The following is a 24,788-nucleotide window of genomic DNA, read 5'->3' as shown; positions in this document are numbered from 1 at the left end:
TGTGATAATGATAACCGCAGCGGAAGCTGCCTGCCTGGATTATCGGCCTACCTTTGGGAGGCCGATATTTCCCTAGACAGATGGATCGAATAGACGGACGTATTCAGTGTATTTTGATCTGTGTATAATGCTAAAATCAGGACTTGGTTAAGGAGGGATGCTCCTTGTTGGACGTCAACAACTTCGAGTTTATGAAAATTGGGCTTGCTTCCCCAGACAAAATTCGTTCTTGGTCCCGCGGAGAAGTGAAGAAACCGGAAACGATCAACTACCGTACGCTAAAACCGGAAAAGGAAGGGCTGTTCTGCGAGAAAATCTTTGGCCCGACCAAAGACTGGGAATGTCATTGCGGTAAGTATAAGCGTGTCCGTTATAAAGGCGTCGTCTGCGATCGCTGCGGCGTCGAAGTAACTAGAGCTAAAGTTCGCCGTGAACGCATGGGTCACATTGAACTCGCCGCCCCGGTATCCCATATTTGGTACTTCAAAGGGATTCCAAGCCGGATGGGCCTGGCGCTCGATATGTCGCCTCGTTCATTGGAAGAGATTATTTACTTTGCATCTTATGTTGTTACCGATCCAGGCGAGACGCCGCTGGAGAAAAAACAGCTCCTGTCCGAGAAGGAATACCGCAGCTACCGTGAAAAATACGGCTATGGCTTCCAAGCCGGCATGGGCGCTGAAGCGGTTAAGAAGCTGCTCCAGGATCTCGATATCGACAAAGAGCTTGAATTTTTGAAAGAAGAGCTCCGCACGGCTCAAGGCCAGCGCCGCAACCGTGCGATCAAACGCCTGGAAGTCATCGAAGCCTTCCGGAATTCCGGCAACGAACCGGAATGGATGATTCTCGACGTGCTTCCAGTTATTCCGCCTGAGCTTCGTCCGATGGTCCAGCTGGATGGCGGCCGTTTTGCGACGTCTGACCTGAATGATTTGTATCGCCGCGTGATTAACCGCAACAACCGTTTGAAACGTCTGCTCGATCTCGGTGCGCCGGATATTATCGTGCAGAACGAGAAGCGCATGCTGCAGGAAGCGGTTGACGCCTTGATCGATAACGGCCGCCGCGGCCGTCCGGTAACGGGCCCTGGTAACCGTCCGCTCAAATCCCTCAGCCACATGCTGAAAGGGAAGCAAGGACGCTTCCGTCAGAACCTGCTCGGAAAACGGGTTGACTACTCTGGTCGTTCCGTTATCGTCGTAGGTCCTTACTTGAAGATGTACCAATGCGGTCTGCCGAAGGAAATGGCGCTGGAACTGTTCAAGCCGTTCGTGATGAAGGAACTGGTCAATAAAGGCCTGGCTCACAACATCAAGAGCGCGAAACGTAAAGTTGAACGCGTCAGCCCAGAGGTATGGGATGTGCTAGAAGAAGTCATTAAAGAGCATCCGGTTCTGCTTAACCGTGCTCCTACGCTTCACCGCTTGGGAATTCAGGCGTTCGAGCCGATTCTGGTCGAAGGCCGAGCGATCCGTCTGCACCCGCTCGTATGTACTGCATATAACGCGGACTTTGACGGTGACCAAATGGCTGTGCACGTACCGCTCAGCGCAGAAGCGCAGGCGGAAGCCCGGATTCTGATGCTTGCTTCCGGCAACATCCTGAACCCGAAAGACGGTAAACCGGTTGTTACTCCTTCACAGGATATGGTTCTCGGCTCCTTCTATCTGACGATGGACAATAAGGAAGCTAAGGGATCAGGAATGATTCTCGGGTCCACTCACGAAGCAGTTTCCGCTTATCAGCGGGGAACGGTATCTCTGCATGCGCGTGTAGCCATCCCAGCTAAAGCGCTTGGCAAAACAGGATTTACCGAAGCTCAGCAAAATGCGCTGCTTGTGACGACGGTTGGCCGGATTATTTTCAATGAAATTTTCCCAGCCAGCTTCCCGTACATTAATGAGCCTTCGCGCAGCAACCTGTTCCAAGGAACGCCGGATCATTACTTTATTTATGACAAAGGCGCCAACGTATTTGAACGCATTATGGCCGTGCCGCAAACCGGGGGAATCGGCAAAGAGTACCTTGGAGAAATTATCGGCCGCTGCTTCGAAATATACCATACGACGGAAACGTCGGTTATTCTCGATAAAATCAAGCAAACCGGCTTCACCTACTCTACTCGTGCAGGCGTTAGTATTGCTGTCTCCGACGTTGTCGTTCCGGATGCGAAGCAAGAGATCCTGCGAGAGTCGGATGAGAAGGTTCGCGTTGTTACGAATCAGTACCGCCGTGGTCTGATTACGAACGAAGAGCGTTACGACCGGGTTATCGACATCTGGTCCAAATCGAAAGACCAAATTACCGACGTGCTCATGAAATCGATGGATCGCTTCAACTCCATCATGCTCATGGTCGATTCCAAGGCGCGGGGTAACAAATCGCAGATTACGCAGCTTGGCGGTATGCGGGGTCTGATGGCCAACCCGTCCGGTCGGATCATCGAGCTCCCAATCAAGTCGAACTTCCGCGAAGGCCTCACGGTTCTCGAGTACTTCCTGTCGACGCACGGTGCCCGTAAAGGTCTGGCGGATACCGCGCTGCGAACCGCTGACTCGGGTTACCTGACCCGCCGTCTCGTTGACGTTGCACAGGACGTTATCGTCCGCGAGGAAGACTGCGGTACGGATAAAGGCTTTACCGTCGGCGTCATCCAGGATGGTAAAGAGGTCATCGAGGATCTGTACGACCGTATTGAAGGACGCTATTCCTTCGAGACGATCAAGCATCCCAAGACAGGGGAAATCATCGTTCATCGCAATGAACTGATCGATTCTGACAAAGCGCATGAAGTTGTGGACGCAGGCGTTACGAAGCTGCAAATCCGCTCCGTGCTGAGCTGCCGCGCTCGCCATGGCGTATGTAAGAAGTGCTACGGGCGAAACTTGGCGACAGGCAAACATGTGGAGATCGGTGAAGCGGTGGGTATCATCGCCGCACAATCCATCGGTGAACCGGGAACCCAGCTCACAATGCGTACGTTCCATACCGGGGGCGTTGCGGGTGATGATATTACCCAAGGTTTGCCGCGTATTCAGGAGCTGTTCGAGGCGCGTAACCCGAAAGGGCAAGCCACGATCAGTGAAATCGACGGCGTAATCAAAGAAATCCGCGAAGCCAAAGACCGCCGGGAAATCGAGGTTCAAGGCGAAGCGGAAACGAAGGTCTATTCCGTCACCTACGGATCCCGCCTGCGTGTCAGCGAAGGACAGGAAATCGAAGCGGGCGACGAGCTGACAGACGGCTCCATTGACCCGAAAGAAATTCTGCGCATCAAAGGGATTCGCGGTGTTCAGAACTATATTCTTCAGGAAGTTCAGCGCGTATACCGTAACCAGGGCGTTGAAATCAACGATAAGCACATCGAGGTTATGATCAAGCAAATGCTGCGCAAGATCCGCATCGTTGATGCTGGGGATACGCCTCTTCTGCCGGGAGCGTTCGTTGATCTCTATGAATATGAGATGGCGAACAAGGAAGCGATTCTGTCCGGTCAGGAGCCGGCGGTTGCGAAGCCTGTTCTCCTTGGTATCACGAAGGCGTCGCTTGAGACGGATTCTTTCCTGTCGGCCGCTTCCTTCCAGGAGACGACCCGGGTACTTACCGATGCCGCGATCAAAGGCAAAGTAGATAAACTGCTTGGCCTGAAAGAGAACGTCATTATCGGTAAGCTGATCCCTGCCGGTACGGGCATGAACCGCTACCGCAGCGTACAGTTCGAAGAGCCGGAGAATACCGAGGCTGAAGAAGGTCAGGAGCCGGTAACGGTCGAATAAACAACCTGAAAAGCGGTGCAGCCGAAAGTGGAACATGTACTCGGCTGCACCGTTACTTTGTTTAAGGTTCGAGGATAGCTATAAGGCGGTTATTTTCTTGCAAATAAATTGCTTGACATCGCCTATAGCAAAATGCTAATATATCAAAGTGCGTGAGTACGGTGAATCCCTGTAAATTGGAGGACTAGATGATGTCTAACGATAGAGGGCTACAGGACGCTCATGTCAAAATCGGCACGAAACAAACGATGCGGGCAGTAGAGCTCGGTCGTGCCGAAGAAGTATATGTGGCTGAAGATGCAGATCCGCGCCTTACATCGAAGATTATCGCTCTGTGTAACCAACATGGTGTCAAATTGACTTATGTGGATACGATGCACAATCTCGGCATTGCTTGCGGGATTGAAGTAGGGGCAGCGATGGCTGCGATTGTAAAGAGATAGCTTGAGAAAATCGTTTTTGCTGATTTAGGGCAAACCTTTCGGCAAAAACTTTTCCTTTGTTCTTTTATGAACCGCCTGGGTCTGTGGGCTTAACAAAAGGTTTGTAAAGAAACATTTATTACTGAGGAAGGGGGTGGCAACAACATGCCAACAATCAACCAATTGGTACGTAAAGGTCGTCAAGACAAGATTTACAAATCCAAATCACCAGCATTGCACAGAGGGTTTAACGCTCTCAAACGCGAAGCTACCGAATTGAATTCTCCTCAAAAACGTGGTGTGTGCACTCGGGTAGGGACAATGACTCCTAAGAAACCGAACTCCGCACTTCGTAAATACGCGCGTGTTCGCTTGACGAACCGTGTTGAGGTGACTGCTTATATCCCAGGTATCGGACACAACCTGCAAGAGCACAGTGTCGTGCTGATTCGCGGTGGCCGGGTCAAAGACCTTCCAGGGGTACGTTATCATATCGTTCGCGGAGCGCTGGATACGGCTGGAGTGAACAACCGTATGCAAGCTCGTTCCAAATACGGCGCAAAACGTCCAAAAGCAAAAAAATAATTAGCTAGAGTCATAGCTATACGTTTGAACTAACACTGAAAGGGGGATAACTATGCCACGCAAAGGTCCAGTTGCCAAAAGAGACGTATTGCCGGATCCGGTGTATAACAGCAAACTTGTTACTCGCTTGATCAACCGCATTATGCTCGACGGTAAACGTGGTGTTGCTCAAAGCATCCTTTATAACGCTTTTAAACTTATTCAAGAGCGTACAGGGAATGACCCGATGGAAGTATTTGAAGCAGCGCTTAAGAACATCATGCCGGTACTCGAAGTTAAAGCTCGTCGTGTGGGCGGCTCCAACTACCAAGTACCTATCGAAGTAAAACCAGAGAGACGTACAGCTCTGGGACTACGTTGGCTCGTAAACTACTCCCGCAACCGCGGAGAGAAGACTATGGAAGAGCGTTTGGCTGCCGAGATTATCGACGCATCCAACAACACTGGTGCTTCCGTTAAGAAACGTGAAGACACGCACAAAATGGCCGAAGCGAACAAAGCGTTCGCACACTACCGCTGGTAGGATTCGGTTGATTCACAACATAAATCTATAATTCGAAGGGAGAAAATTTCATGGCAAGAGAGTTCTCCTTGAAGAATACACGTAATATCGGGATCATGGCGCATATTGACGCCGGTAAGACGACGACCACGGAGCGTATCTTGTTCTACACAGGCCGCACGCATAAAATCGGCGAAACCCACGAGGGTTCCGCAACGATGGACTGGATGGAGCAAGAGCAGGAGCGCGGGATTACGATTACTTCCGCTGCTACGACCGCTTCTTGGAAAGGTCACCGCGTCAATATCATTGATACCCCGGGACACGTCGACTTCACTGTTGAAGTCGAACGTTCTCTTCGTGTATTGGACGGGGCAGTTGGTGTGTTCAGTGCCAAGGAAGGCGTAGAGCCGCAGTCGGAAACCGTATGGAGACAGGCTGACAAATATAGCGTTCCTCGTATTGCTTATGTCAACAAAATGGATATCATCGGTGCGGACTTCCTTAACGTTGTTAAAGATATGCGCGAGCGTCTGCAAGCGAACGCAGTTGCAATCCAACTGCCAATCGGTGCAGAGGACAACTTTGTCGGTATCATCGACATTGTTGCTGAGAAAGCGTACATGTACAAAGACAACATGGGCCAAAACATCGAAGAGACCGAAATTCCTGAGGAGTACAAAGCTCAAGTAGAGGAACTTCGTGCTGAACTAGTTGAGAAGGTTGCGGAACTGGACGAGGAGTTGACAATGAAATACCTCGAAGGCGAGGAAATCAGTGTCGATGAAATCAAGGCAGCACTTCGCAAGGGTGTTGTTGAAGTTAAAATCTTCCCAGTTATTTGCGGATCTTCCTACCGTAACAAAGGGGTTCAGCTGATGCTGGATGCCGTTGTAGATTACCTGCCTGCTCCAATTGATATTCCGAGCATTAAAGGTCATCTGGAAGACGGTTCGGAAGTAGAGCGTCATTCTTCGGATGAAGAGCCGTTCGCGGCATTGGCGTTCAAAATCATGACAGACCCTTACGTTGGTAAGCTGACGTTCTTCCGCGTATACTCCGGTGTTCTTCAATCGGGATCTTACGTGCTGAATGCAACGAAAGGCAAACGTGAGCGGATCGGCCGTATCCTGCAAATGCACGCAAACAGCCGTCAAGAGATCACTGAAGTTTACGCAGGTGATATCGCTTCTGCGGTTGGTTTGAAAGATACAGGCACAGGTGATACACTGTGTGATGAGAAGAATCCGGTTATCCTGGAGTCCATGAACTTCCCTGATCCGGTTATCGAAATCGCAGTTGAACCTAAAACGAAAGCTGACCAAGACAAGATGGGCGTTGCCCTCGGCAAATTGACCGAGGAAGATCCTACGCTACGTGCTCATACAGACGAAGAAACGGGTCAAACGATCCTTGCTGGTATGGGTGAGCTTCACCTTGATATCATCATCGAGCGTATGCGCCGCGAATTCAAGGTTGAGACCAACGTGGGTAAACCACAGGTTGCATACCGTGAGACATTCAAAGCACCTGCGCGCGTTGAAGGTAAGTTCGTACGTCAATCCGGTGGTCGTGGACAATACGGTCACGTTTGGGTTGAATTCGAACCGCTGGAAGCTGGTTCTGGAAACCAGTTCGACAGCAAAATCGTCGGTGGTGCGGTACCTCGGGAGTATATTGCTCCTGCACAACAAGGTATCGAAGAAGCTATGAAGAACGGTGTTCTTGCAGGCTTCCCGCTTGTAGACGTTAAAGCTACAATCGTCGACGGTTCTTACCACGATGTTGACTCCAGTGAAATGGCGTTTAAGATCGCTGGTTCCATGGCTTTGAAAGCAGCTAAAGACAAATGTCAAGCTGTTCTTCTTGAGCCAATCATGAAAGTTGAAGTTACGGTTCCGGAAGAGTACATGGGTGACGTTATGGGTATGCTGAACTCCCGTCGCGGACGTATCGAAGGTATGGATTCCCGCGGTAGCGCGCAAATCATTCGTGCCAAAGTACCTCTTTCCGAAATGTTCGGATATTCAACAACACTTCGTTCCGGTACGCAAGGACGCGGTGTATTCTCGATGGAGCTTTCCCACTACGAAGAAGTTCCTAAGAATATCTCCGAAGAAATCGTATCGAAGTATAAAGGCGAAGAATAATTTTTGTATCTGCTGATCGGAGGGAATTCCTTCATGGGAGCCCCTCCGATCAGTCCAACATAACAATCCATATTTAAGGAGGAACTGTTTAAAATGGCAAAGGCAAAATACGAACGTACAAAACCGCACGTTAATATCGGTACAATCGGTCACGTTGACCATGGTAAAACTACTTTGACTGCAGCAATCACTACCGTTTTGACTAAAACTTACGGTGGAGGTAGCGCGATCGCTTACGACCAAATCGACAAAGCTCCAGAAGAGCGCGAGCGCGGTATCACAATTTCCACTTCCCACGTTGAGTATGAGTCGGCTAACCGCCACTACGCTCACGTTGACTGCCCAGGTCACGCCGACTATGTTAAAAACATGATCACTGGCGCGGCTCAAATGGACGGCGCAATCCTGGTTGTATCCGCAGCTGACGGCCCAATGCCGCAAACTCGCGAGCACATCCTGTTGTCCCGTAACGTAGGCGTTCCTTACATCGTTGTATTCTTGAACAAATGCGACATGGTTGAAGACGAAGAGCTTCTGGAACTGGTTGAAATGGAAGTTCGCGACCTGTTGAACGAATATGAGTTCCCAGGCGATGACACTCCAATCATCCGTGGATCTGCTCGTGAAGCACTTCAAAACCCAGATGGCGACTACGCTAAGAAAATCATCGAAATGTTCGAAATCATCGACGAGTACATTCCGCTTCCAGAGCGTCCGGTTGACAAACCATTCCTGATGCCAGTTGAGGACGTATTCTCCATCACTGGTCGTGGTACGGTTGCTACAGGCCGCGTTGAGCGTGGTACTGTTAAAGTCGGCGACGAGGTTGAAATCGTTGGTATTGCTGAAGAAACTAAAAAATCCGTTGTTACGGGCGTTGAAATGTTCCGTAAATTGCTTGATTCCGCTGAAGCGGGCGACAACATCGGTGCATTGCTCCGTGGTGTAGACCGTACACAAATCGAGCGCGGTCAAGTTCTTGCAAAGCCAGCTTCCGTTAATCCGCATACTGAGTTCACTGCTCAAGTATACGTATTGACTAAAGAAGAGGGCGGACGTCACAAACCTTTCTTCACAGGTTACCGTCCACAATTCTATTTCCGTACAACTGACGTTACAGGTATCATCAACCTGCCAGAAGGTACTGAAATGGTTATGCCTGGCGACAACATCGAAGTTACTGTACAACTGATCGCTCCTATCGCGATTGAAGAAGGAACTCGCTTCTCCATCCGTGAAGGTGGCCGTACAGTTGGATCCGGTGCGGTTGTTTCCATCCAAAAATAATAAGGTTTCTTAAACCTTATTGCCAAGCTGCCCTGAGGGTCATTAGATCCTTAGGGCAGCTTTTTTGTATGGGCTGTATTCTTAAGCTTGAAGTAAGATTCAAGTTGATAGAATAACGTGATCTCAAGACTATCCACAGTTATATTAAAATGGTAACGTGATGCTAGAGGCCAAAAGTTTAATGTTAAAATCAGGCTGTGTATAGCTGAGACATAAGACTAGCGGACCCTCATTCCGTTATTTTAGTAAAAGGGATCACTTTTGGGGAGTAACGGACCCAGGAGGCCTTATGGCCTGAAATGGAGATGAAGTCAGGCTTGTTTTAATGAATAGCGCCCCCATAGTCCGTTAGCACACTGAATGGTGGTATTTTGCAAGTATAGCGGCATCTGTGTCCGTAAGCATTACGGGGGTAGCCAACCAATTAGCCTAGATCTTTTCTACCCGAATAAGGCAAGAATTCATAGCAAACGAACTATAAGAAATAGGCCGGATCAAGCATTCACTTGACTCGGCCTATTTACGGTTCTACTTAAAATAAGGAAATATCATCAATGTACAGGGTCGCTGCTCCCGTTTCGCCGGGAACCGGCTCGATTTTGAAGCCCAGAGATTTGACCTGATGGAGATTCTCAACCTGGGACAAATCGATGCTTAACGTTTTGAAGCCTGCTTCAGAGGCTTCGACAAGGGTGATGCCGCTGTCGTACCAAGTCCAGGAGCTGCCTGTTTTTACATAGAAATAGATATGGGCAGAACCTGTGGATAATTTGACTTTTGCGTTTAAGGCTTGCAGGCCGCTGAAGTCAAAATCCGCGTATTTTGTCAGTTCAAAGGAGGTACCGTCCAGCTCGAAGGTGGTTAGCAGCGATTGGATGCCTTCGGCGTACACATCCGTGGTTACGGTTGGAGGTGCAGCATTGGCAAAATTCTGAGTAGCCTCGACCTCCCAGCCTGCAGTGTCTGTCTCAAAGCCATACAGCGTTCCAGGCTGTATCCCGCCTCCGTTTCCAGGGTCAGTCCCGTCATCTTCACCCTTCGGGATGTCTCCGGAACTGCCGGGGATGACATGAATGCTGTCCAGGTAAAGCGTACCCAGGAAAGGATTGTCTTTGGAATACGAATCATTGGCTAGTGCATTGACATAGATCGAAAATGCCTGCACTTTTTTCGCATGAGTTGTGTCCAGCTTCTTGCTCTGATTGGCGGAATCCCAAGGCGCAACGGAGAAATCTTTGAACGGAATCTCAATCCACCGGGGCGCGCTGTCCGCAAGCGAAGGATAATACTCAAAGTGAATATCGTTCGCTTTGATCTGGATGACCAGTTTTTTGCCGCTGCCATCTGGCTCTAGCCAAAATTTCAGCTTCCCGGTCTGAGACCAGTCACGGCTGCCAAGATTTTTAGTAATTCCCGTATATCCCTGCCCGGCCAAAGTGTAGTCCAATTTTAATCCGAATTGACCGCTTTGCTTATGCTCCGCATCAAGCGAGATGGAATTGGCATCCCCATTTGGGCTATAGCCTGAACGGAGCAGCTCATTACTCCCCTTATACCCATCGAAATCATCAACGTGGGCAGGATCATTAGTTTCTCCGGTATAGGCATTGATTTGCCGGATATTATCAACATAGATCGGGCCGTCATAATTCAGGCCGCTGCCAATCAGGGCTAACTGTAAGCCTTCAGCTGCTGCGAGTTGATCCTGATCGGTCAGGTCCATCAGGGCGCTATAGGCGACATATTCCTCGCCGCCGATCGTAATTCTTGGAAGCTCGCTCCATGCGGTTACGCTCGTTGTCTCAAATTTAATGTTATTTGGCGGCAGTTCTGCGGCTGCCCGCAGATTTACATGAGCAGGGTCGTGATCTCCGGCGGCTGCTGGTATCCAAGCTTCGAAACTAACCCGATTCACGTATGGCAGTGTAACTTGCCCGGCGATGTCGGGTAGGCCGATCTTCAGCTCTTGCCAGCTGTCGGATCCTGTCAGGCCGCTGACGTTAATTTTCAGTTTTCCATCGTTGGCAAGCATACCGTGTGCATACTGCGTTTGAATCGTATCAGGCCAATTGCCGTTGCTTGCCACGCCGGCGATATTTTGATCGAAAGTGAACTGCTTCAACACTTTTTCCTGGATACCAATGTAAATCGTAATGGTCTGAGACAGGACTGAATGGTCTTTGCCATAGGTTTTAACGGTCAATGTGGTTTCCTTGCCGTTTAGCTCTGCTGGAGGCTGCCATTCGGCGGCATAAAAGCCTTTGTCGTTCATGGACATTTCATGTTCGGTTATTTCGTCGCCGACCAGGTAAACGACTTTGCCGACATTCTGGTTTAATACTTTGGCCCGAATCGTGGTCGAGGCCTTTCTGATCGTCTCTTGTCCGGTAGGGGACACGATGTGCATAAACGGTTTTTCTTTTGCTGTTCTGAGCTTCTTGTTATACACCCCGCTTAGATCGCGGCTGAAATATGTGTACGGATCGGCATAATACTGCTCGAAATCAGGCAGGAGCTCATGATCGCCATACATCGCCGAGTTGCGGTAAGGCACGAAGATAGAATTATAATTAAAGTTCGCCCAGGTTAACATGTAGGCCATCCGCTTCGCATCCGGGTCGGACTGGAGGGCTGCGCTCAACTTGGTGAAGAAATGCAAATCAGCTGTCCCGGTCGGTTCGACATTGGAATAGCCGAATTCCGTAAAGGCAGCGACCTTGCCGCGTGCATCGGCGATCTGCGATATCAGCTTAGCATCGTCGACGACCGCTTCGAACCAGGCTTGGTTGTTTCCGTCGTAATAAGTGTCAAATCCGAGAATATCGACATAGTCGTCACCCGGATACGTTTTTAAGAAGGTAGCTTCCGAATTGTTGAACGGGCTTCCTGGAGAGAAGGTATAGAGAAAATTACGCACGCCCTTTTCATCCCTTAGGTATTCTACGGTGTAACGATAAATTTCAATATATTGCTCTTTTGTCGTATAGGGAGCTCCCCACCAGAACCAGCCGCCGTTTTGCTCGTGGAATGGCCGGAAAATAACCGGAATCAAATTGCCGTTCTCATCCTTGAGATGGTGCGCGAAATCCGCGATTCGGTCCAGGAAGGCGTTGTAGTCCTCGTGCTTGTCGCCGCCCGGCAAAATATGCGACACTACATTCCCGCTCGTATCGTAGAAATCGCCGCCGGTTACGAAGTTTGGCATATGAGCGCTTAAGCTCAGCACGCCGCCCAGTTTATAAGCCTCTTTCATCGAGGCGACCAGATTATCACGATTCTGCTGCGGTGTATTCGTGAGGGAACCCGGCTTCTCAAATCCTTCCAGGCTTAGCGTATCCCACCCGAACATCGCAGGGTAATCGCCTACAGCACTGTAGGTTTCCGATTTCGGCTGACCCGGAGGGGTAGTGGACAATACCTCATCCGTCGGGTGCTGATGCCCGAAAAGAATATGCTTTCCGCGGATCTCCTGCAAGTAAGCGAAGAGGGAACGCGTACTGTCCGTCGCTTGGGCATCGGCCAGGTCAATGACGGGATATTGCTGCCCCGTTCCCGGATAGGACCCTGAAGAGCCGCTTCGATTACTGGAGGTAGCGCCGGCAGTTGTACTTGGCTTATGGTCCGGGGATGGGGAGCTTACCTCGCCTCCGATGATGATGGCTGTGCCAATCGGCAGCGGCTGACCATTTAGCCTCACATCTTTTGCCCGGACATCGGCCTGTTCAATGTCGCCTTCTCCGGTAATGATTGTATTGGCTGCCTCGGGATGAATGACCAGTGTATGGATGACAGTGCCCTTTGGAATGAGGATGGCAGCAGGGTGGTTGACGATAAGATGGTCTATGGATGCATTCTCGTCGAGCTCTATGGTTCCGGAGCTGTTGACTATAAGCTTAACAATCTTCGTTGTTCCGCCGGCATGTAGGCGAACGCGGCCGTTTTTGCGATCGATCAGCACATCCTGCAGTATAGAGTCGCGTACGCTAATCGTGCTCTCGCCGCCCCAGATGAAGGCCGTTCCCTTCACCTGTACACCGTTCAGGGTAACATCTCCATTACGAATGCCCCGGGCCAGATAGAGATTGCGAGAGAGGGTAGAATTCTTTAGAGTGACCCCGGGTTGGTTAATAACGGTATGAGAAGCGATCAGGCCGCCCGTATAATCGCCTTCGACAGCGTAGTAGGCCGCGATCAATCTATCGATCAGCGTTATGGCTTCAGCCCGTGTCATATCCTGCTGCGGACGGAAGGTCCCATCAGCATATCCGGATAAGGCATGATTGGCAACTAGAGTCTGAACGGCCTCCCTGGCATAAGGGCTGATGGAAGCAGCATCGCTAAAACTTAAACCGGATACAGCTTGAGCTTCATCATCCATTCCTCCCTTTAATTGCAGCACTCTTGCCATAAGTGCTGCCGCATCCTGCCGGTTAATGTTAGCTGCAGGCTTGCCTGAACCATCAGGAAAACCTTCATAATAGCCCGCCGCTTTGGCGGCAGCCATCTGAACGGCGAACCAGGCGCTCGCAGGCACGTCGGAGAAGTTGCTGTCTCCCTGGTCTGAAACACCGAATATCTTGTTGATGATGGTCACGAACTCGGCTCGGGTTATTTTCCCATCTGGTCTGAACGAGCCATCTTCATATCCGTGGACGACGCCGCGCTCCTGCCAGCGATTCAATGGGGCAGCAGCCCAGTGGGTGCCCGTTTGTTCTGTTGCTGCTCCGAATGCGGGCGGAATCATTGATAAGATCAAAATAAGTGCCAAAGCTAAGGAAAAGTAATACTGTCGTTTTTCCATGCTCACCCTCCTAGAGTTGATCGGTTTCTAATCCTTCAAATAACTATCAAAACCAGATTCGGCGTATCACCTCCCTGTGCAAATTGGAGAAAAGCTCAAATCGATAAAATGTAAGCGCTTAACAACGAATTATAGCAGGTCTCACCAAGCTGATATATGTACTGTATTTGTTTTTATGTTCCTCAATTGTCGTTTTGCGGGCACGAAAAAACGAGTTTCTTCTATATATATGTGCCGAGCAAATGGCCAATAAAAATGTCTAATATTTTGCTTGCATTACATCTATCTTTTCTATATAATAGTGAATGTTGTTCTGTGACTGTGCGATGATGTGAGAGGTTACTGACACACCCGGCCCCTTTGCCATGGGAGGGCGGTCAGAAAATTTTCACGGAGTATGTCCGATAATAAATTGGGCGATAGAAGGAGGGACTAAAATGGCAAAGCAAAAAATTCGTATTCGTTTGAAAGCTTATGATCACAGAATTCTTGATCAATCCGCAGAGAAAATCGTTGAAACGGCAAAACGTTCAGGTGCTGGCGTATCCGGACCAATTCCGCTTCCAACTGAGAAACAAGTTATTACTATTCTCCGTGCGGTACACAAGTACAAGGATTCCCGGGAGCAGTTCGAAATGCGTACACATAAACGTCTGATCGACATTGTGAACCCGACTCCACAAACTGTGGATGCCTTGATGCGCTTGGACCTGCCGTCCGGTGTAGATATCGAAATCAAATTGTAATATCAATCGTGAGTTGATTAGGAAAGGAAAAGAGGTGTCAACATGAAAGGTATCTTAGGGAAAAAACTCGGAATGACTCAAGTGTTTACCCCAGAGGGCGTTGTTATTCCTGTAACGGTTATCGAAGCTGAGTCCAACATTGTTCTGCAGAAGAAAGATGTGGAGAACGACGGTTACGAAGCGATTCAAATCGGTTATGCCGATAAGAAAGAAAGCAGAGCTAACAAACCTGAATTAGGTCACGCTAAGAAGGCGAATACAGCACCTAAGCGCTACGTTCGTGAAATTCGCGGTATTGATTTGGCAACATATGAAGTTGGCCAAGAGGTCAAAGTTGATATTTTTGCTGAAGGCGAATTTGTTGACGTAACAGGTATTTCTAAAGGTAAAGGATTCCAAGGTAACATCAAACGTTGGGGTCAAAGCCGCGGGCCTATGTCTCACGGTTCCCGTTACCATCGCGGTCCAGGTTCCATGGGTTCCATCCAAGCCAACCGTGTTCCTAAAGGCAAAAAATTGCCAGGGCATATGGGTAACGAAACGATTACGATCCAGAACCTTGAAGTCATCCGCGTGGATGCAGAGCGTAACGTATTGCTCGTTAAAGGATCCATTCCAGGTCCTAAAAATAGCGTAGTTAAAATCAAACAAGCGGTTAAGAAGTAATCGCCTTAAGGAAAGGAGGAACAAGCAATGCCTAAAGTAGCACTATATAATGTCAGCGGTAGCCAAGTGGGCGAAGTTGAACTGAATGACGCGGTATTCGGAATCGAACCGAACGTTCACGTTCTTCACGACGCAGTTGTTATGCAGCGCGCTTCCCTGCGTTTGGGTACTCATAAAGTAAAAGGACGCTCCGAAGTTCGCGGCGGCGGCCGTAAACCATGGAAACAAAAAGGCACAGGTCGTGCTCGTCAAGGTTCGATCCGCTCCCCGCAATGGGTTGGCGGCGGAATCGTGTTCGGTCCGACTCCACGCAGCTATGCGTACAAATTGCCTAAGAAAGTTCGTCGTTTGGCAATCAAATCGGCTCTTTCTTCGAAAGTGATCGACCAAGACATTATCGTATTGGATGCGCTCAGCCTGAACGCTCCTAAGACGAAAGAGTTCGCAGCGATTCTGAACAACCTGAAAGTAGACCGCAAAGCATTGATCGTAGCGCCTAGCTATGATGACAATGTAGCATTGTCCGCACGCAACATCCCAGGTGTTAAATTCGTTGCAGCTGACGGCATTAATGTTCTTGACGTGCTGACGCACGACAAACTGATCATTACGAAAGAAGCAGTTCAGAAGGTAGAGGAGGTGCTCGCGTAATGAAAGATCCTCGTGATATAATTAAACGTCCCCTGATTACGGAACGTACGGCTGATTACATGAGCGAGAACAAATATGTTTTCGAAGTAGACATTCGTGCGAACAAAACCGAAATCAAACAAGCTGTAGAAGCGATCTTCAATGTTAAAGTGAGCAATGTGAATACACTGCGTGTTCCTGCCAAGCCTAAACGTTACGGACGCCACTTCGGATATACTCCTGAATGGAAAAAAGCATTCGTTACGCTAACGGCTGACAGCAAGCCGCTTGAATTTTTTGAATCGGTATAATAGAACGTTAGAGCAAGGAGGGAAAAACAGTGCCAATTAAAAAGTATAAACCGACATCTCCAGCAAGACGGAATATGTCTGTATCCACTTTTGAAGAAATTACTACGGATCGTCCGGAGAAATCGTTGCTTGCTCCACTGAGCAAAACGGCTGGACGTAACAACCACGGTAAAATTACGGTTCGCCACCATGGTGGAGGACACAAACGTAACTACCGGATCATCGACTTCAAACGTAATAAGGATGGAATTCCAGGTCGCGTTGCTACAATCGAGTACGACCCGAACCGGACTTCCAATATCGCTCTGATCCACTATGTTGACGGCGAGAAACGCTACATTTTGGCTCCGAAAGGACTGAAAGTAGGCGACATGATCGAGTCAGGACCTGGATCTGACATCAAAATCGGTAATGCTCTTCCTTTGGAGAACATTCCAGTAGGTACAGTTATCCACAACATTGAACTTCAACCAGGCAAAGGCGGACAGCTCGTTCGTGCGGCTGGTACAGAAGGACAATTGCTCGGTAAAGAAGATAAGTACGTATCCGTTCGCCTGTCTTCTGGCGAAGTGCGTAAAATTCTTAAAGTTTGCCGCGCGACGATTGGTTCTGTAGGTAACCAAGACCATGAATTGATCAAGATCGGTAAAGCTGGCCGCGGCCGTTGGCTTGGCAAGCGCCCATCTGTACGCGGTGTCGTCATGAACCCGAACGATCACCCACACGGTGGTGGTGAAGGCCGTGCGCCAATCGGACGTAAGTCTCCGCTTTCTCCATGGGGCAAACCGACGCTTGGTTACAAAACGCGTAAAAAAGGCAAAGCTTCTGATAAATATATCGTTCGCGGCCGTACGAAGTAATCCGCTGCTAGCGGATCACTTCGTGGTTGCGGCAACGAGAGATATCAACAGCTGGCATAAGCCGGCTTAGCCTAAAAGAAGGCGAAGTCATTTTTCAAAGTGGCGAAGGGAGGAAAAATACATGAGTCGCAGTCTGAAAAAGGGGCCATTTATTGATGGTTACCTGTTGAAGAAAGTGGAAGAAGCGAGCGCATCGAACAAGAAGGTAGTAATCAAAACTTGGTCCCGTCGCTCTACGATTTTCCCGCAATTCATTGGACATACATTCGGTGTATATGATGGCCGCAAGCATGTTCCGGTATATGTTACTGAGGATATGGTCGGACATAAACTCGGCGAATTTGCTCCAACCCGTACCTATAAAGGTCATACGGACGACGATAAGAAAACGAGACGTTAAGCGATAAGTTCTTCGTTTGAGAGGAGGTAACACACAATGGAAGCTAAAGCACATGCAAGGTCCATCCGTATTGCTCCGCGGAAAGCTAAATTGGTTATCGATTTGATCCGTGGCAAGCAAGTTGGCGATGCTATCGCGATTCTTCGCCACACGCCTAAGGCGGCTTCCCCAATCGTGGAGAAGCTCTTGAATTCAGCGATTGCCAATGCAGAGCACAACTATTCTCTGGATGTAAATAAATTGGTTGTTACGGAAGCGTACGTAAACCAAGGTCCTACAATGAAACGTTTCCGCCCGCGGGCAATGGGACGTGCAAGTCGGATCAACAAACGCACCAGCCACATTACTTTGGTGGTATCCGAAAAATAAGGAGGGAAAACGCGTGGGCCAAAAAGTAAATCCGGTCGGACTACGAGTAGGGATTATCCGTGACTGGGAATCCAAATGGTACGCAGGCAAAGATTTCGGTGATCTTTTGCTTGAAGACGTTAAAATTCGTGAGCACCTGAAAAACAAACTGAAAGACTCCGCGGTATCTCGGATCGAAATCGAGAGAGCGGCTAATCGTGTGAATGTAACGATCCATACTGCTAAGCCGGGCATGGTTATCGGTAAGGGCGGTTCGGAAGTTGAAAACCTGCGTAATCAAATTACGAAAATCGCAGGCGGCAAAAAAGTTCACATCAATATCTCTGAAATCAAAAACCCTGATCTTGACGCGATTCTTGTCGCTGAGAGCATCGCACAACAATTGGAGCGTCGTGTTTCTTTCCGTCGTGCGCTTAAACAAGCGATTCAAAGAACAATGCGCGCAGGTGCTAAAGGGATCAAAACAGCAGTCAGCGGTCGTCTTGGCGGTGCTGAGATTGCTCGTTCGGAAGGCTACAGTGAAGGAACTGTTCCACTTCATACGCTTCGCGCTGATATTGATTACGGTACGGCTGAAGCTCATACGACCTATGGACGTCTTGGCGTAAAAGTATGGATTTATCGTGGAGAGGTTCTTCCTACGGCTAAGAAACAACAAGCTGCCCAGGAAGGAGGCAATTAATCATGTTGGTACCTAAACGTGTAAAACACCGCAAGCAGCAGCGCGGTAGTTTGAGAGGCCAAGCTAAAGGCGGAACTGAGCTGAACTTCGGCGAATACGGCCTGCAAGCTCTTGAGCCTACATGGATTACGAACCGCCAAATCGAGGCTGCGCGTATCGCGATGACTCGTTATATCAAACGGGGCGGTAAAGTATGGATTAAAATTTTCCCTGACAAGCCAATTACTCAAAAGCCTCTTGAAGTGCGGATGGGTAGCGGTAAAGGTAACGTTGAGAAATGGGTTGCAGTTGTGAAACCAGGCAAAATCTTGTTTGAGCTTGCTGGTGTACCCGAGGAAATTGCTCGTGAAGCTATGCGGCTTGCCGCTCACAAACTGCCAATCAAAACAAAGTTTGTGAAACGTGAAGAATTGGGTGGTGAAGCAAATGAAAGCTAATGAACTTCGCAACTTAACCACTGCTGAAATCGAACAAAAAATTGCGGGTTTTAAGGAAGAGCTTTTCAACCTCCGTTTTCAATTGGCCACCGGCCAGCTCGATAACCCGACTCGAATCCGTGACGTGCGGAAAGATATAGCTCGTGCTAAAACCATTTTACATGAAAGAGAACTTGGTATTACTAGCTAATACTGCGCTCCACGTAAGCGAAGCGCCTAAGTCCAGGAAGGAGGCTAACCAATGAGCGAACGCAATGCCCGTAAAGTGCAAGTTGGTAAAGTTGTCAGTGACAAAATGGATAAAACCATCGTTGTAGCTGTTGAGACTTACAAGAAACATGATTTGTACCATAAACGCATTAAATATACGAAAAAATTTAAAGCGCATGATGAGAACAACACTGCAAAAATTGGTGATACGGTTAGAATCGTCGAAACTCGTCCGCTGTCCAAAGACAAGCGTTGGAGACTAGCAGAGATCATCGAAGCAGCGATTATTATCTAACAGCATGGCAGCTTAAACTGAAAGGAGGAAATAACCATGATTCAAGCATTCTCGCGATTGCATGTAGCCGACAACTCTGGTGCGAAGGAATTGATGTGTATCCGCGTTCTAGGTGGTACTGGTCGTCGTTCAGCGCATATTGGAGATTTGATCGTTTGTTCCGTAAAACAAGCAACACCAGGCGGCGTTGTCAAAAAGGGTGACATCGTTAAAGCAGTAATCGTTCGTACGAAACGTTCCGTTCGTCGTAAAGATGGTTCTTATATCTCGTTTGACGAAAATGCAGCGGTTGTTGTTAAAGACGACAAGAGCCCGCGCGGTACACGTATTTTCGGACCTGTTGCTCGTGAACTTCGTGATAGAGATTTCATGAAAATCATTTCCTTGGCTCCGGAAGTTATCTAGTACGTATGTGAAACATGAAGTTTCGACGAAACAGGAGGTGTAAAGAATGCCTAGACTGAAGAAGGTTCTAGAATCCCATAACAATAAACTGCATGTCAAAAAAGACGACACGGTTATCGTGATTACGGGTAAAGACAAAGGCAAAAAAGGCCGCGTCATCGCTGCGTATCCTCGCGAAAACCGCGTACTTGTGGAAGGCGTGAACATGGTTAAGAAACACCAAAAACCAAATCAGCTGAACCCGCAAGGCGGAATTATTGAGAAGGAAGCTCCGATTCACGTTTCGAACGTTATGCACGTTGATCCTAAGAGCGGAAGCGTAACCCGTATCGGTTACAAAGTATTGGACAATGGCAAAAAAGTTCGTGTTGCTAAAAAATCGGGTGAAGTAATCGACTAATCCAGTAACGCAAAGAAAGGAGGTCCATGATTCATGGCAGCAAGATTGAAAGAACGTTTTTTGAATGAAGTAACGCCTGCTTTGATTCAAAAATTCAACTATACAACGGTAATGCAAGTACCTAAAGTTGAGAAGGTAGTTATCAACATGGGTGTTGGTGAAGCCGTAGCAAACTCGAAAGTTCTTGATTCCGCGGTTAACGATTTGCAGCTGATCGCTGGTCAAAAGCCAGTCATCACGCGTGCTAAGAAATCCATCGCCGGATTTAAGCTTCGTGAGAACATGCCAATCGGCGTGAAGGTAACTCTTCGCGGTGAGCGCATGTACCATTTCCTCGACAAATTGTTCAACGTAACGCTTCCGCGTGTACGTGACTTCCACGGCGTATCGAACAAAGCGTTTGACGGACGCGGTAACTACACGCTTGGTTTGAAAGAGCAATTGATTTTCCCTGAGATCGAATACGATCAAGTCGACAAAGTTCGCGGTATGGACATTGTTATTGTAACAACGGCTAAGACGGATGAAGAGTCCCGTGAATTGCTCACAGGACTGGGAATGCCTTTCGTAAAATAAGTAGGTCGTAACGAATTCTCCGAAACTATTTAGGAGGTGTCAGGCTAAGTGGCAAAAACTTCGATGAAAGTTAAACAACAACGCACACCGAAATTTAAAGTACGGGCATACACCCGTTGTGAGCGTTGCGGTCGTCCACATTCGGTACTGCAAAAATTTAAAATATGCAGAATTTGTTTCCGTGAATTAGCTTATAAAGGCCAGATTCCTGGCGTGAAAAAAGCAAGCTGGTAAACAATCAACAACGGGAAGGAGGTTTACACGTATGACTATGTCAGATCCAATTGCAGATATGCTTACTCGTATTCGTAACGCGAACACGGTTCGCCACGAAACGGTGGAACTGCCTGCCTCAACGATCAAGAAGCAAATCGCCGAGATTCTGAAGCGTGAAGGCTTCATCCGCGATGCAGAATATATTGATGACAACAAACAAGGGATGATCCGTCTTTTCCTGAAATACGGCCCTAACAACGAACGCGTTATTACTGGCTTGAAAAGAATCAGTAAACCAGGTCTTCGCGTTTACACAAAGAGCACTGAGGTTCCTCGTGTTCTGGGCGGACTGGGAATCGCGATTATTTCCACTTCCAAAGGTGTTATGACCGACAAAGAAGCACGTCAGTCTAAAGCCGGCGGCGAAGTTGTCTGCTACGTTTGGTAATTAACGTCACAAAACAAGGAGGTGCAGCAAATGTCTCGAATTGGTCGCAAACCAATTACAGTACCAAGTGGTGTGGATATCACACTTGATAATAATGTGATTACAGTAAAAGGGCCGAAAGGTTCTTTGACTCGTGAACTTCACAAGGACATGAAAATTACTGTTGAGAACAATGAGATCACAGTAGAACGTCCTTCTGATCATAAAACGCATCGTTCCCTGCACGGTACAACGCGCAGTGTAGTGAGCAACATGGTTAGTGGAGTAACTGAAGGTTTCACTAGAAACCTTGAGCTGGTTGGGGTCGGATACCGCGCAAGCAAATCCGGAGAGAAGCTCGTACTCAACGTAGGGTACTCCCATCCTGTAGAAATCACTCCAGAGCCAGGCATTACATTTGAAGTGCCTTCGAACACGAAGATCGTCGTTAGCGGAATTAACAAAGAGCGTGTTGGCGAATATGCTGCTAAAATTCGTTCCGTACGCGAGCCTGAGCCGTACAAAGGCAAAGGGATCAAGTACGAAGGTGAACGCATTATCCGTAAAGAAGGTAAAGCCGGTAAGAAGAAATAACTTTCTTCTTAGCGGACCAATCCTTCTGGCGAGTTGAACGATTTGTGTTGTTTAGGTAAACCGAAGGGAGTGAAATGGAAGTCATGATTACAAAAGCTGATAAGAACAAAGCTCGTCTGAAAAGACATTTGCGCGTACGGAGAAAAATCCAAGGAACGGCTGTTCGTCCAAGATTGAACGTATTCCGTTCTGCCAAACATATCTATGCACAGCTGATCGATGATGTGGCTGGGGTTACTCTGGCATCGGCATCGACACTTGATAAAGAATTGAGCGGAATTACCAACGGCGGCAATGTGGAGTCTGCTAAAAAAGTTGGCGAACTGATCGCAAAACGCGCTCAGGAAAAAGGCTTCAAAAACGTTGTGTTTGACCGTGGAGGATACTTGTATCACGGACGTATTCAGGCTCTGGCAGACGCGGCTCGCGAAGCAGGCCTTGAATTCTAAAATAATCACTAAAAGGAGGTTAACGACTTGCGTGTAGATCCGAATACTTTAGAACTGACTGAAAGAGTTGTAAATATTAACCGCGTAGCTAAAGTAGTAAAAGGCGGACGCCGTTTTAGCTTCAGTGCGCTCGTAGTTGTCGGGGACGGCAAAGGCTGGGTTGGCGCTGGGATCGGTAAGGCAGGCGAGGTTCCTGATGCGATTCGCAAAGGAATCGAAGATGCTAAGAAAAACCTTGTATTCGTTCCGCTTGTGGGAACGACAGTCCCTCACCAAGTAATCGGTCACTTCGGTGCAGGCCGCGTTCTTCTTAAACCGGCTTCCGAAGGTACCGGGGTAATCGCAGGCGGTCCAGTTCGTGCGGTACTCGAACTTGCTGGCGTAGGCGACATTCTAACAAAATCTTTAGGTTCTTCGAATTCCATCAACATGGTTAACGCGACTTTGGAGGGCTTGTCCCGTCTGAAACGCGCTGAAGATGTTGCGAAATTACGCGGTAAAACCGTCGAAGAACTTCTCGGTTAAGGAGGGAATCTCATGGCAAAGCTGCAAATTACCCTCGTACGTAGTTTGATCGGCACATCGGAGAAACAACGCACGACTGTTAAAACACTGGGACTGCGTAAGGTAAACCAATCCGTGGTTCAACAAGATAATCCTGCCATTCGCGGCATGATCAATCATGTAAGCCATCTGGTATCCGTTGAAGAACTCCAAGGATAACTCCCTGACAAGTATTAGCGGATTAGCTAACGAATGAAATTGGTGGACCTAAGGTTTACCTTTACCCGCAAGTGAAACAATAAATAAGGAGGTGCAACGAACGATGAAGTTACATGAGCTTTCCCCAGCTCCTGGTTCCCGCAAAGAACGCAAACGCGTAGGACGCGGTACAGGAAGCGGCATGGGTAAAACATCAACACGTGGTCACAAAGGTCAAAATGCTCGTTCCGGCGGCGGTGTCCGTCCGGGCTTCGAAGGCGGTCAAAACCCGTTGTATCGTCGCTTGCCAAAACGCGGATTTACGAATCCAACGCGGAAAGAGTATGCGATTGTGAACACCCAGGAATTGAACAACTTTGCGGCGGATACAGAGGTTACTCCTGAGCTGTTGTTTGAACAAGGAATCGTGAAAGACGCAAAAAGCGGCATCAAGATTCTTGGCAACGGTGAACTGACTGTCAAATTGACGGTTAAAGCGAATAAGTTCTCTCAATCCGCGGTGGAGAAAATCGAGGCTGCCGGCGGTAAAACCGAGGTGATCTAATGTTTAAAACCATGAAGAACATATGGCACGTTAAGGATCTGCGGACCCGTATTTTGTTCACTCTCTTTATCTTTATTATCTACCGGATCGGTACATTTGTTCCGGTTCCGGGCGTTAATAAAGAAGTGTTCAAAACGACAAACGTAGCGGGGAGCGATTTGCTCGGGCTATTGAACATCTTCTCGGGCGGCGCGCTGCATAATTTCTCGATTTTTGCAATCGGGATTTTCCCTTATATCACCGCCTCCATTATTATTCAGCTCCTGTCCATGGATGTTATTCCTAAGCTGGCAGAATGGGCGAAACAAGGTGAGCATGGCAAGAAGAAGACGGCCCAAGTCACTCGTTACTTAACGGTGGTCTTGGCCCTCATTCAAGCCTTTGCGACATCGATCGGGTTCAACCGGCTGTATTATACGGAGATGGTGCCGAACGCTACGTTCGGGGATTATATGTTGATCGCGATTGTTTTGACCGCGGGTACGTCGTTCTTGATGTGGCTTGGTGAGCAAATTACGGATAAGGGAATCGGTAACGGTATTTCGCTGATTATTTTCGCGGGTATCGTCGCCTCGATACCAACTCATATACAAAATATCGCAATGTCTGATTTCATAGTTACTGGGCAAACGTTCATGAACATTGTTAAAGCAATTGCGATTATCATCGTGTTGGTGTTAATTGTTATCGGTGTAATTTACATCCAGCAAGCCATCCGTAAAATTCCTGTACAATACGCTAAGCGTGTTGTCGGAAACAAAATGTATGGCGGGCAGAACACGCACATTCCGCTCAAAATTAACGCAGCGGGTGTTATTCCGGTTATCTTCGCATCATCCCTGCTGCAGTTTCCGATAGTCATTGCAAGCTTCTGGTCAACACACACTTGGGCACAATGGATCAGCAACAACATGAACATTGACCGTCCGTTGGGTATTGTGTTGTATGTAATCATGATTATTGGATTTACGTTCTTCTATACGTTTGTACAGATGAACCCGCAGCAAATGGCGGATAACATGAAGAAGAACGGCGGCTACATTCCGGGGATCCGTCCGGGGAAAACAACGGCCACTTATCTGACTCGGGTTCTATCCCGTTTGACGATGACCGGCGCATTGTTCCTCGCCTTTATCTCCGTACTCCCGGTTATTCTCGGTGCATTGGCAGGATTGCCGCGTACCGTGCAAATCGGAGGTACTTCCATTCTGATCGTTATCGGTGTTGCGCTTGATACGATGAAGACGATCGAAGGGCAATTGATTAAACGTCACTACAAAGGCTTCATTAATAAATAGGAGATAGGTTCCAGGATTGAGCTTGGT

At 48.4% G+C, this 24,788-nt stretch carries 29 protein-coding genes; 28 read left to right on the top strand and 1 reads right to left on the bottom strand.

What is annotated here, in order from left to right; all coding sequences use genetic code 11:
• Positions 1-164 precede the first annotated feature (164 nt).
• From rpoC to tuf, 6 genes are all read left to right on the top strand, one after another.
• Positions 165-3,776 carry a DNA-directed RNA polymerase subunit beta' gene (gene rpoC / locus MKX50_RS22180; RefSeq protein ID WP_155613360.1) on the top strand — a complete coding sequence of 1,204 codons (3,612 nt, stop codon included), beginning with the start codon at positions 165-167 and terminating at the stop codon, positions 3,774-3,776.
• Positions 3,777-3,967: 191 nt separating this feature from the next.
• Positions 3,968-4,219, top strand: coding sequence for a ribosomal L7Ae/L30e/S12e/Gadd45 family protein (locus tag MKX50_RS22175; RefSeq protein WP_155613359.1), 252 nt, complete (start codon positions 3,968-3,970; stop codon positions 4,217-4,219).
• Positions 4,220-4,363: 144 nt separating this feature from the next.
• On the top strand, positions 4,364-4,783 hold the full coding sequence (rpsL, locus tag MKX50_RS22170; RefSeq protein ID WP_155613358.1) for a 30S ribosomal protein S12: 420 nt from the start codon (positions 4,364-4,366) through the stop codon (positions 4,781-4,783).
• 52 nt (positions 4,784-4,835) lie between these two features.
• Positions 4,836-5,306 (top strand): 30S ribosomal protein S7, encoded by a 471-nt coding sequence (gene rpsG, locus MKX50_RS22165; RefSeq protein ID WP_155613357.1) that lies wholly within the window; start codon positions 4,836-4,838, stop codon positions 5,304-5,306.
• Positions 5,307-5,356: 50 nt separating this feature from the next.
• Positions 5,357-7,435: an elongation factor G gene (gene fusA, locus MKX50_RS22160; protein ID WP_155613356.1), complete on the top strand. Its 2,079-nt coding sequence runs from the start codon at positions 5,357-5,359 to the stop codon at positions 7,433-7,435.
• Between the two features lie 93 nt (positions 7,436-7,528).
• Positions 7,529-8,722 (top strand): elongation factor Tu, encoded by a 1,194-nt coding sequence (tuf, locus tag MKX50_RS22155; RefSeq protein ID WP_155613355.1) that lies wholly within the window; start codon positions 7,529-7,531, stop codon positions 8,720-8,722.
• Between the two features lie 532 nt (positions 8,723-9,254).
• Here the strand turns inward: tuf and MKX50_RS22150 are convergent.
• Positions 9,255-13,523, bottom strand: a complete 4,269-nt coding sequence (locus MKX50_RS22150) for a glycosyl hydrolase (protein ID WP_339157790.1) — start codon at positions 13,521-13,523, stop codon at positions 9,255-9,257.
• A 437-nt stretch (positions 13,524-13,960) separates the two neighbouring features.
• Here MKX50_RS22150 and rpsJ point away from each other — a divergent pair, with 437 nt between their 5' ends.
• From rpsJ to secY, 22 genes are all read left to right on the top strand, one after another.
• Positions 13,961-14,269 (top strand): 30S ribosomal protein S10, encoded by a 309-nt coding sequence (rpsJ, locus tag MKX50_RS22145; RefSeq protein ID WP_006676490.1) that lies wholly within the window; start codon positions 13,961-13,963, stop codon positions 14,267-14,269.
• 42 nt (positions 14,270-14,311) lie between these two features.
• On the top strand, positions 14,312-14,935 hold the full coding sequence (rplC, locus tag MKX50_RS22140) for a 50S ribosomal protein L3 (RefSeq protein ID WP_155613353.1): 624 nt from the start codon (positions 14,312-14,314) through the stop codon (positions 14,933-14,935).
• Positions 14,936-14,962: 27 nt separating this feature from the next.
• A complete protein-coding gene (gene rplD, locus MKX50_RS22135) occupies positions 14,963-15,586 on the top strand; it encodes a 50S ribosomal protein L4 (RefSeq protein WP_155613352.1) in 624 nt (207 codons plus the stop codon).
• Positions 15,586-15,876, top strand: coding sequence for a 50S ribosomal protein L23 (gene rplW / locus MKX50_RS22130; protein WP_155613351.1), 291 nt, complete (start codon positions 15,586-15,588; stop codon positions 15,874-15,876). The genes rplD and rplW overlap by 1 nt, the downstream gene beginning before the upstream one ends.
• Positions 15,877-15,905: 29 nt before the next feature.
• Positions 15,906-16,736 (top strand): 50S ribosomal protein L2, encoded by an 831-nt coding sequence (rplB, locus tag MKX50_RS22125; RefSeq protein ID WP_110931219.1) that lies wholly within the window; start codon positions 15,906-15,908, stop codon positions 16,734-16,736.
• Between the two features lie 121 nt (positions 16,737-16,857).
• Complete coding sequence (gene rpsS, locus MKX50_RS22120) at positions 16,858-17,136, top strand: 30S ribosomal protein S19 (RefSeq protein ID WP_019635772.1); 279 nt, start codon at positions 16,858-16,860, stop codon at positions 17,134-17,136.
• A gap of 36 nt (positions 17,137-17,172) precedes the next feature.
• Positions 17,173-17,505, top strand: coding sequence for a 50S ribosomal protein L22 (rplV, locus tag MKX50_RS22115; protein ID WP_019635773.1), 333 nt, complete (start codon positions 17,173-17,175; stop codon positions 17,503-17,505).
• Positions 17,506-17,518: 13 nt separating this feature from the next.
• Positions 17,519-18,187 (top strand): 30S ribosomal protein S3, encoded by a 669-nt coding sequence (gene rpsC, locus MKX50_RS22110; protein ID WP_055105078.1) that lies wholly within the window; start codon positions 17,519-17,521, stop codon positions 18,185-18,187.
• Positions 18,188-18,189: 2 nt separating this feature from the next.
• The gene (rplP, locus tag MKX50_RS22105) at positions 18,190-18,624 is read left to right on the top strand and encodes a 50S ribosomal protein L16 (protein WP_155613350.1); all 435 of its coding nucleotides are present in this window, start codon (positions 18,190-18,192) and stop codon (positions 18,622-18,624) included.
• Positions 18,614-18,814, top strand: coding sequence for a 50S ribosomal protein L29 (gene rpmC, locus MKX50_RS22100; protein ID WP_019635776.1), 201 nt, complete (start codon positions 18,614-18,616; stop codon positions 18,812-18,814). The genes rplP and rpmC overlap by 11 nt, the downstream gene beginning before the upstream one ends.
• Positions 18,815-18,865: 51 nt before the next feature.
• Positions 18,866-19,129, top strand: coding sequence for a 30S ribosomal protein S17 (gene rpsQ / locus MKX50_RS22095; RefSeq protein ID WP_110931223.1), 264 nt, complete (start codon positions 18,866-18,868; stop codon positions 19,127-19,129).
• A 36-nt stretch (positions 19,130-19,165) separates the two neighbouring features.
• Positions 19,166-19,534 carry a 50S ribosomal protein L14 gene (rplN, locus tag MKX50_RS22090; RefSeq protein ID WP_155613349.1) on the top strand — a complete coding sequence of 123 codons (369 nt, stop codon included), beginning with the start codon at positions 19,166-19,168 and terminating at the stop codon, positions 19,532-19,534.
• A 46-nt stretch (positions 19,535-19,580) separates the two neighbouring features.
• Positions 19,581-19,934: a 50S ribosomal protein L24 gene (gene rplX, locus MKX50_RS22085; RefSeq protein ID WP_055105082.1), complete on the top strand. Its 354-nt coding sequence runs from the start codon at positions 19,581-19,583 to the stop codon at positions 19,932-19,934.
• Between the two features lie 33 nt (positions 19,935-19,967).
• Positions 19,968-20,510 carry a 50S ribosomal protein L5 gene (rplE, locus tag MKX50_RS22080; protein ID WP_019635780.1) on the top strand — a complete coding sequence of 181 codons (543 nt, stop codon included), beginning with the start codon at positions 19,968-19,970 and terminating at the stop codon, positions 20,508-20,510.
• Positions 20,511-20,558: 48 nt separating this feature from the next.
• Entirely contained in the window at positions 20,559-20,744 is a 186-nt protein-coding gene (locus MKX50_RS22075) for a type Z 30S ribosomal protein S14 (RefSeq protein WP_013312154.1), read from the top strand.
• Positions 20,745-20,775: 31 nt separating this feature from the next.
• Positions 20,776-21,174: a 30S ribosomal protein S8 gene (gene rpsH, locus MKX50_RS22070; RefSeq protein WP_155613348.1), complete on the top strand. Its 399-nt coding sequence runs from the start codon at positions 20,776-20,778 to the stop codon at positions 21,172-21,174.
• Between the two features lie 30 nt (positions 21,175-21,204).
• Positions 21,205-21,747 carry a 50S ribosomal protein L6 gene (gene rplF / locus MKX50_RS22065; RefSeq protein WP_155613347.1) on the top strand — a complete coding sequence of 181 codons (543 nt, stop codon included), beginning with the start codon at positions 21,205-21,207 and terminating at the stop codon, positions 21,745-21,747.
• 83 nt (positions 21,748-21,830) lie between these two features.
• The gene (gene rplR / locus MKX50_RS22060; protein ID WP_155613346.1) at positions 21,831-22,196 is read left to right on the top strand and encodes a 50S ribosomal protein L18; all 366 of its coding nucleotides are present in this window, start codon (positions 21,831-21,833) and stop codon (positions 22,194-22,196) included.
• A 27-nt stretch (positions 22,197-22,223) separates the two neighbouring features.
• Positions 22,224-22,721, top strand: coding sequence for a 30S ribosomal protein S5 (gene rpsE, locus MKX50_RS22055; RefSeq protein WP_055105086.1), 498 nt, complete (start codon positions 22,224-22,226; stop codon positions 22,719-22,721).
• A gap of 12 nt (positions 22,722-22,733) precedes the next feature.
• Complete coding sequence (rpmD, locus tag MKX50_RS22050; protein WP_155613345.1) at positions 22,734-22,919, top strand: 50S ribosomal protein L30; 186 nt, start codon at positions 22,734-22,736, stop codon at positions 22,917-22,919.
• A gap of 103 nt (positions 22,920-23,022) precedes the next feature.
• Complete coding sequence (gene rplO, locus MKX50_RS22045) at positions 23,023-23,463, top strand: 50S ribosomal protein L15 (RefSeq protein WP_055105088.1); 441 nt, start codon at positions 23,023-23,025, stop codon at positions 23,461-23,463.
• A complete protein-coding gene (gene secY, locus MKX50_RS22040; protein ID WP_155613344.1) occupies positions 23,463-24,761 on the top strand; it encodes a preprotein translocase subunit SecY in 1,299 nt (432 codons plus the stop codon). Before rplO ends, secY begins: the two co-directional genes overlap by 1 nt.
• The last annotated feature ends 27 nt before the right edge of the window (positions 24,762-24,788 follow it).

Origin of the sequence: Paenibacillus sp. FSL W8-0186, from assembly GCF_037969765.1 — a bacterium.
Classification (GTDB): domain Bacteria; phylum Bacillota; class Bacilli; order Paenibacillales; family Paenibacillaceae; genus Fontibacillus; species Fontibacillus woosongensis.
This window is presented reverse-complemented; position numbering and strand designations above follow the sequence as displayed.

Excerpts from the sequence above, each read along its gene's own strand:
- MKX50_RS22175 (WP_155613359.1), top strand. The coding sequence starts at position 3,968 with ATGTCTAACGATAGAGGGCTACAGGACGCTCATGTCAAAATCGGCACG.
- rpsL (WP_155613358.1), top strand. The coding sequence starts at position 4,364 with ATGCCAACAATCAACCAATTGGTACGTAAAGGTCGTCAAGACAAGATT.
- rpsG (WP_155613357.1), top strand. The coding sequence starts at position 4,836 with ATGCCACGCAAAGGTCCAGTTGCCAAAAGAGACGTATTGCCGGATCCG.
- fusA (WP_155613356.1), top strand. The coding sequence starts at position 5,357 with ATGGCAAGAGAGTTCTCCTTGAAGAATACACGTAATATCGGGATCATG.
- tuf (WP_155613355.1), top strand. The coding sequence starts at position 7,529 with ATGGCAAAGGCAAAATACGAACGTACAAAACCGCACGTTAATATCGGT.
- MKX50_RS22150 (WP_339157790.1), bottom strand. The coding sequence starts at position 13,523 with ATGGAAAAACGACAGTATTACTTTTCCTTAGCTTTGGCACTTATTTTG.
- rpsJ (WP_006676490.1), top strand. The coding sequence starts at position 13,961 with ATGGCAAAGCAAAAAATTCGTATTCGTTTGAAAGCTTATGATCACAGA.
- rplC (WP_155613353.1), top strand. The coding sequence starts at position 14,312 with ATGAAAGGTATCTTAGGGAAAAAACTCGGAATGACTCAAGTGTTTACC.
- rplD (WP_155613352.1), top strand. The coding sequence starts at position 14,963 with ATGCCTAAAGTAGCACTATATAATGTCAGCGGTAGCCAAGTGGGCGAA.
- rplW (WP_155613351.1), top strand. The coding sequence starts at position 15,586 with ATGAAAGATCCTCGTGATATAATTAAACGTCCCCTGATTACGGAACGT.
- rpsS (WP_019635772.1), top strand. The coding sequence starts at position 16,858 with ATGAGTCGCAGTCTGAAAAAGGGGCCATTTATTGATGGTTACCTGTTG.
- rplV (WP_019635773.1), top strand. The coding sequence starts at position 17,173 with ATGGAAGCTAAAGCACATGCAAGGTCCATCCGTATTGCTCCGCGGAAA.
- rplP (WP_155613350.1), top strand. The coding sequence starts at position 18,190 with ATGTTGGTACCTAAACGTGTAAAACACCGCAAGCAGCAGCGCGGTAGT.
- rpmC (WP_019635776.1), top strand. The coding sequence starts at position 18,614 with ATGAAAGCTAATGAACTTCGCAACTTAACCACTGCTGAAATCGAACAA.
- rpsQ (WP_110931223.1), top strand. The coding sequence starts at position 18,866 with ATGAGCGAACGCAATGCCCGTAAAGTGCAAGTTGGTAAAGTTGTCAGT.
- rplN (WP_155613349.1), top strand. The coding sequence starts at position 19,166 with ATGATTCAAGCATTCTCGCGATTGCATGTAGCCGACAACTCTGGTGCG.
- rplX (WP_055105082.1), top strand. The coding sequence starts at position 19,581 with ATGCCTAGACTGAAGAAGGTTCTAGAATCCCATAACAATAAACTGCAT.
- rplE (WP_019635780.1), top strand. The coding sequence starts at position 19,968 with ATGGCAGCAAGATTGAAAGAACGTTTTTTGAATGAAGTAACGCCTGCT.
- rpsH (WP_155613348.1), top strand. The coding sequence starts at position 20,776 with ATGACTATGTCAGATCCAATTGCAGATATGCTTACTCGTATTCGTAAC.
- rplF (WP_155613347.1), top strand. The coding sequence starts at position 21,205 with ATGTCTCGAATTGGTCGCAAACCAATTACAGTACCAAGTGGTGTGGAT.
- rplR (WP_155613346.1), top strand. The coding sequence starts at position 21,831 with ATGATTACAAAAGCTGATAAGAACAAAGCTCGTCTGAAAAGACATTTG.
- rpmD (WP_155613345.1), top strand. The coding sequence starts at position 22,734 with ATGGCAAAGCTGCAAATTACCCTCGTACGTAGTTTGATCGGCACATCG.
- rplO (WP_055105088.1), top strand. The coding sequence starts at position 23,023 with ATGAAGTTACATGAGCTTTCCCCAGCTCCTGGTTCCCGCAAAGAACGC.
- secY (WP_155613344.1), top strand. The coding sequence starts at position 23,463 with ATGTTTAAAACCATGAAGAACATATGGCACGTTAAGGATCTGCGGACC.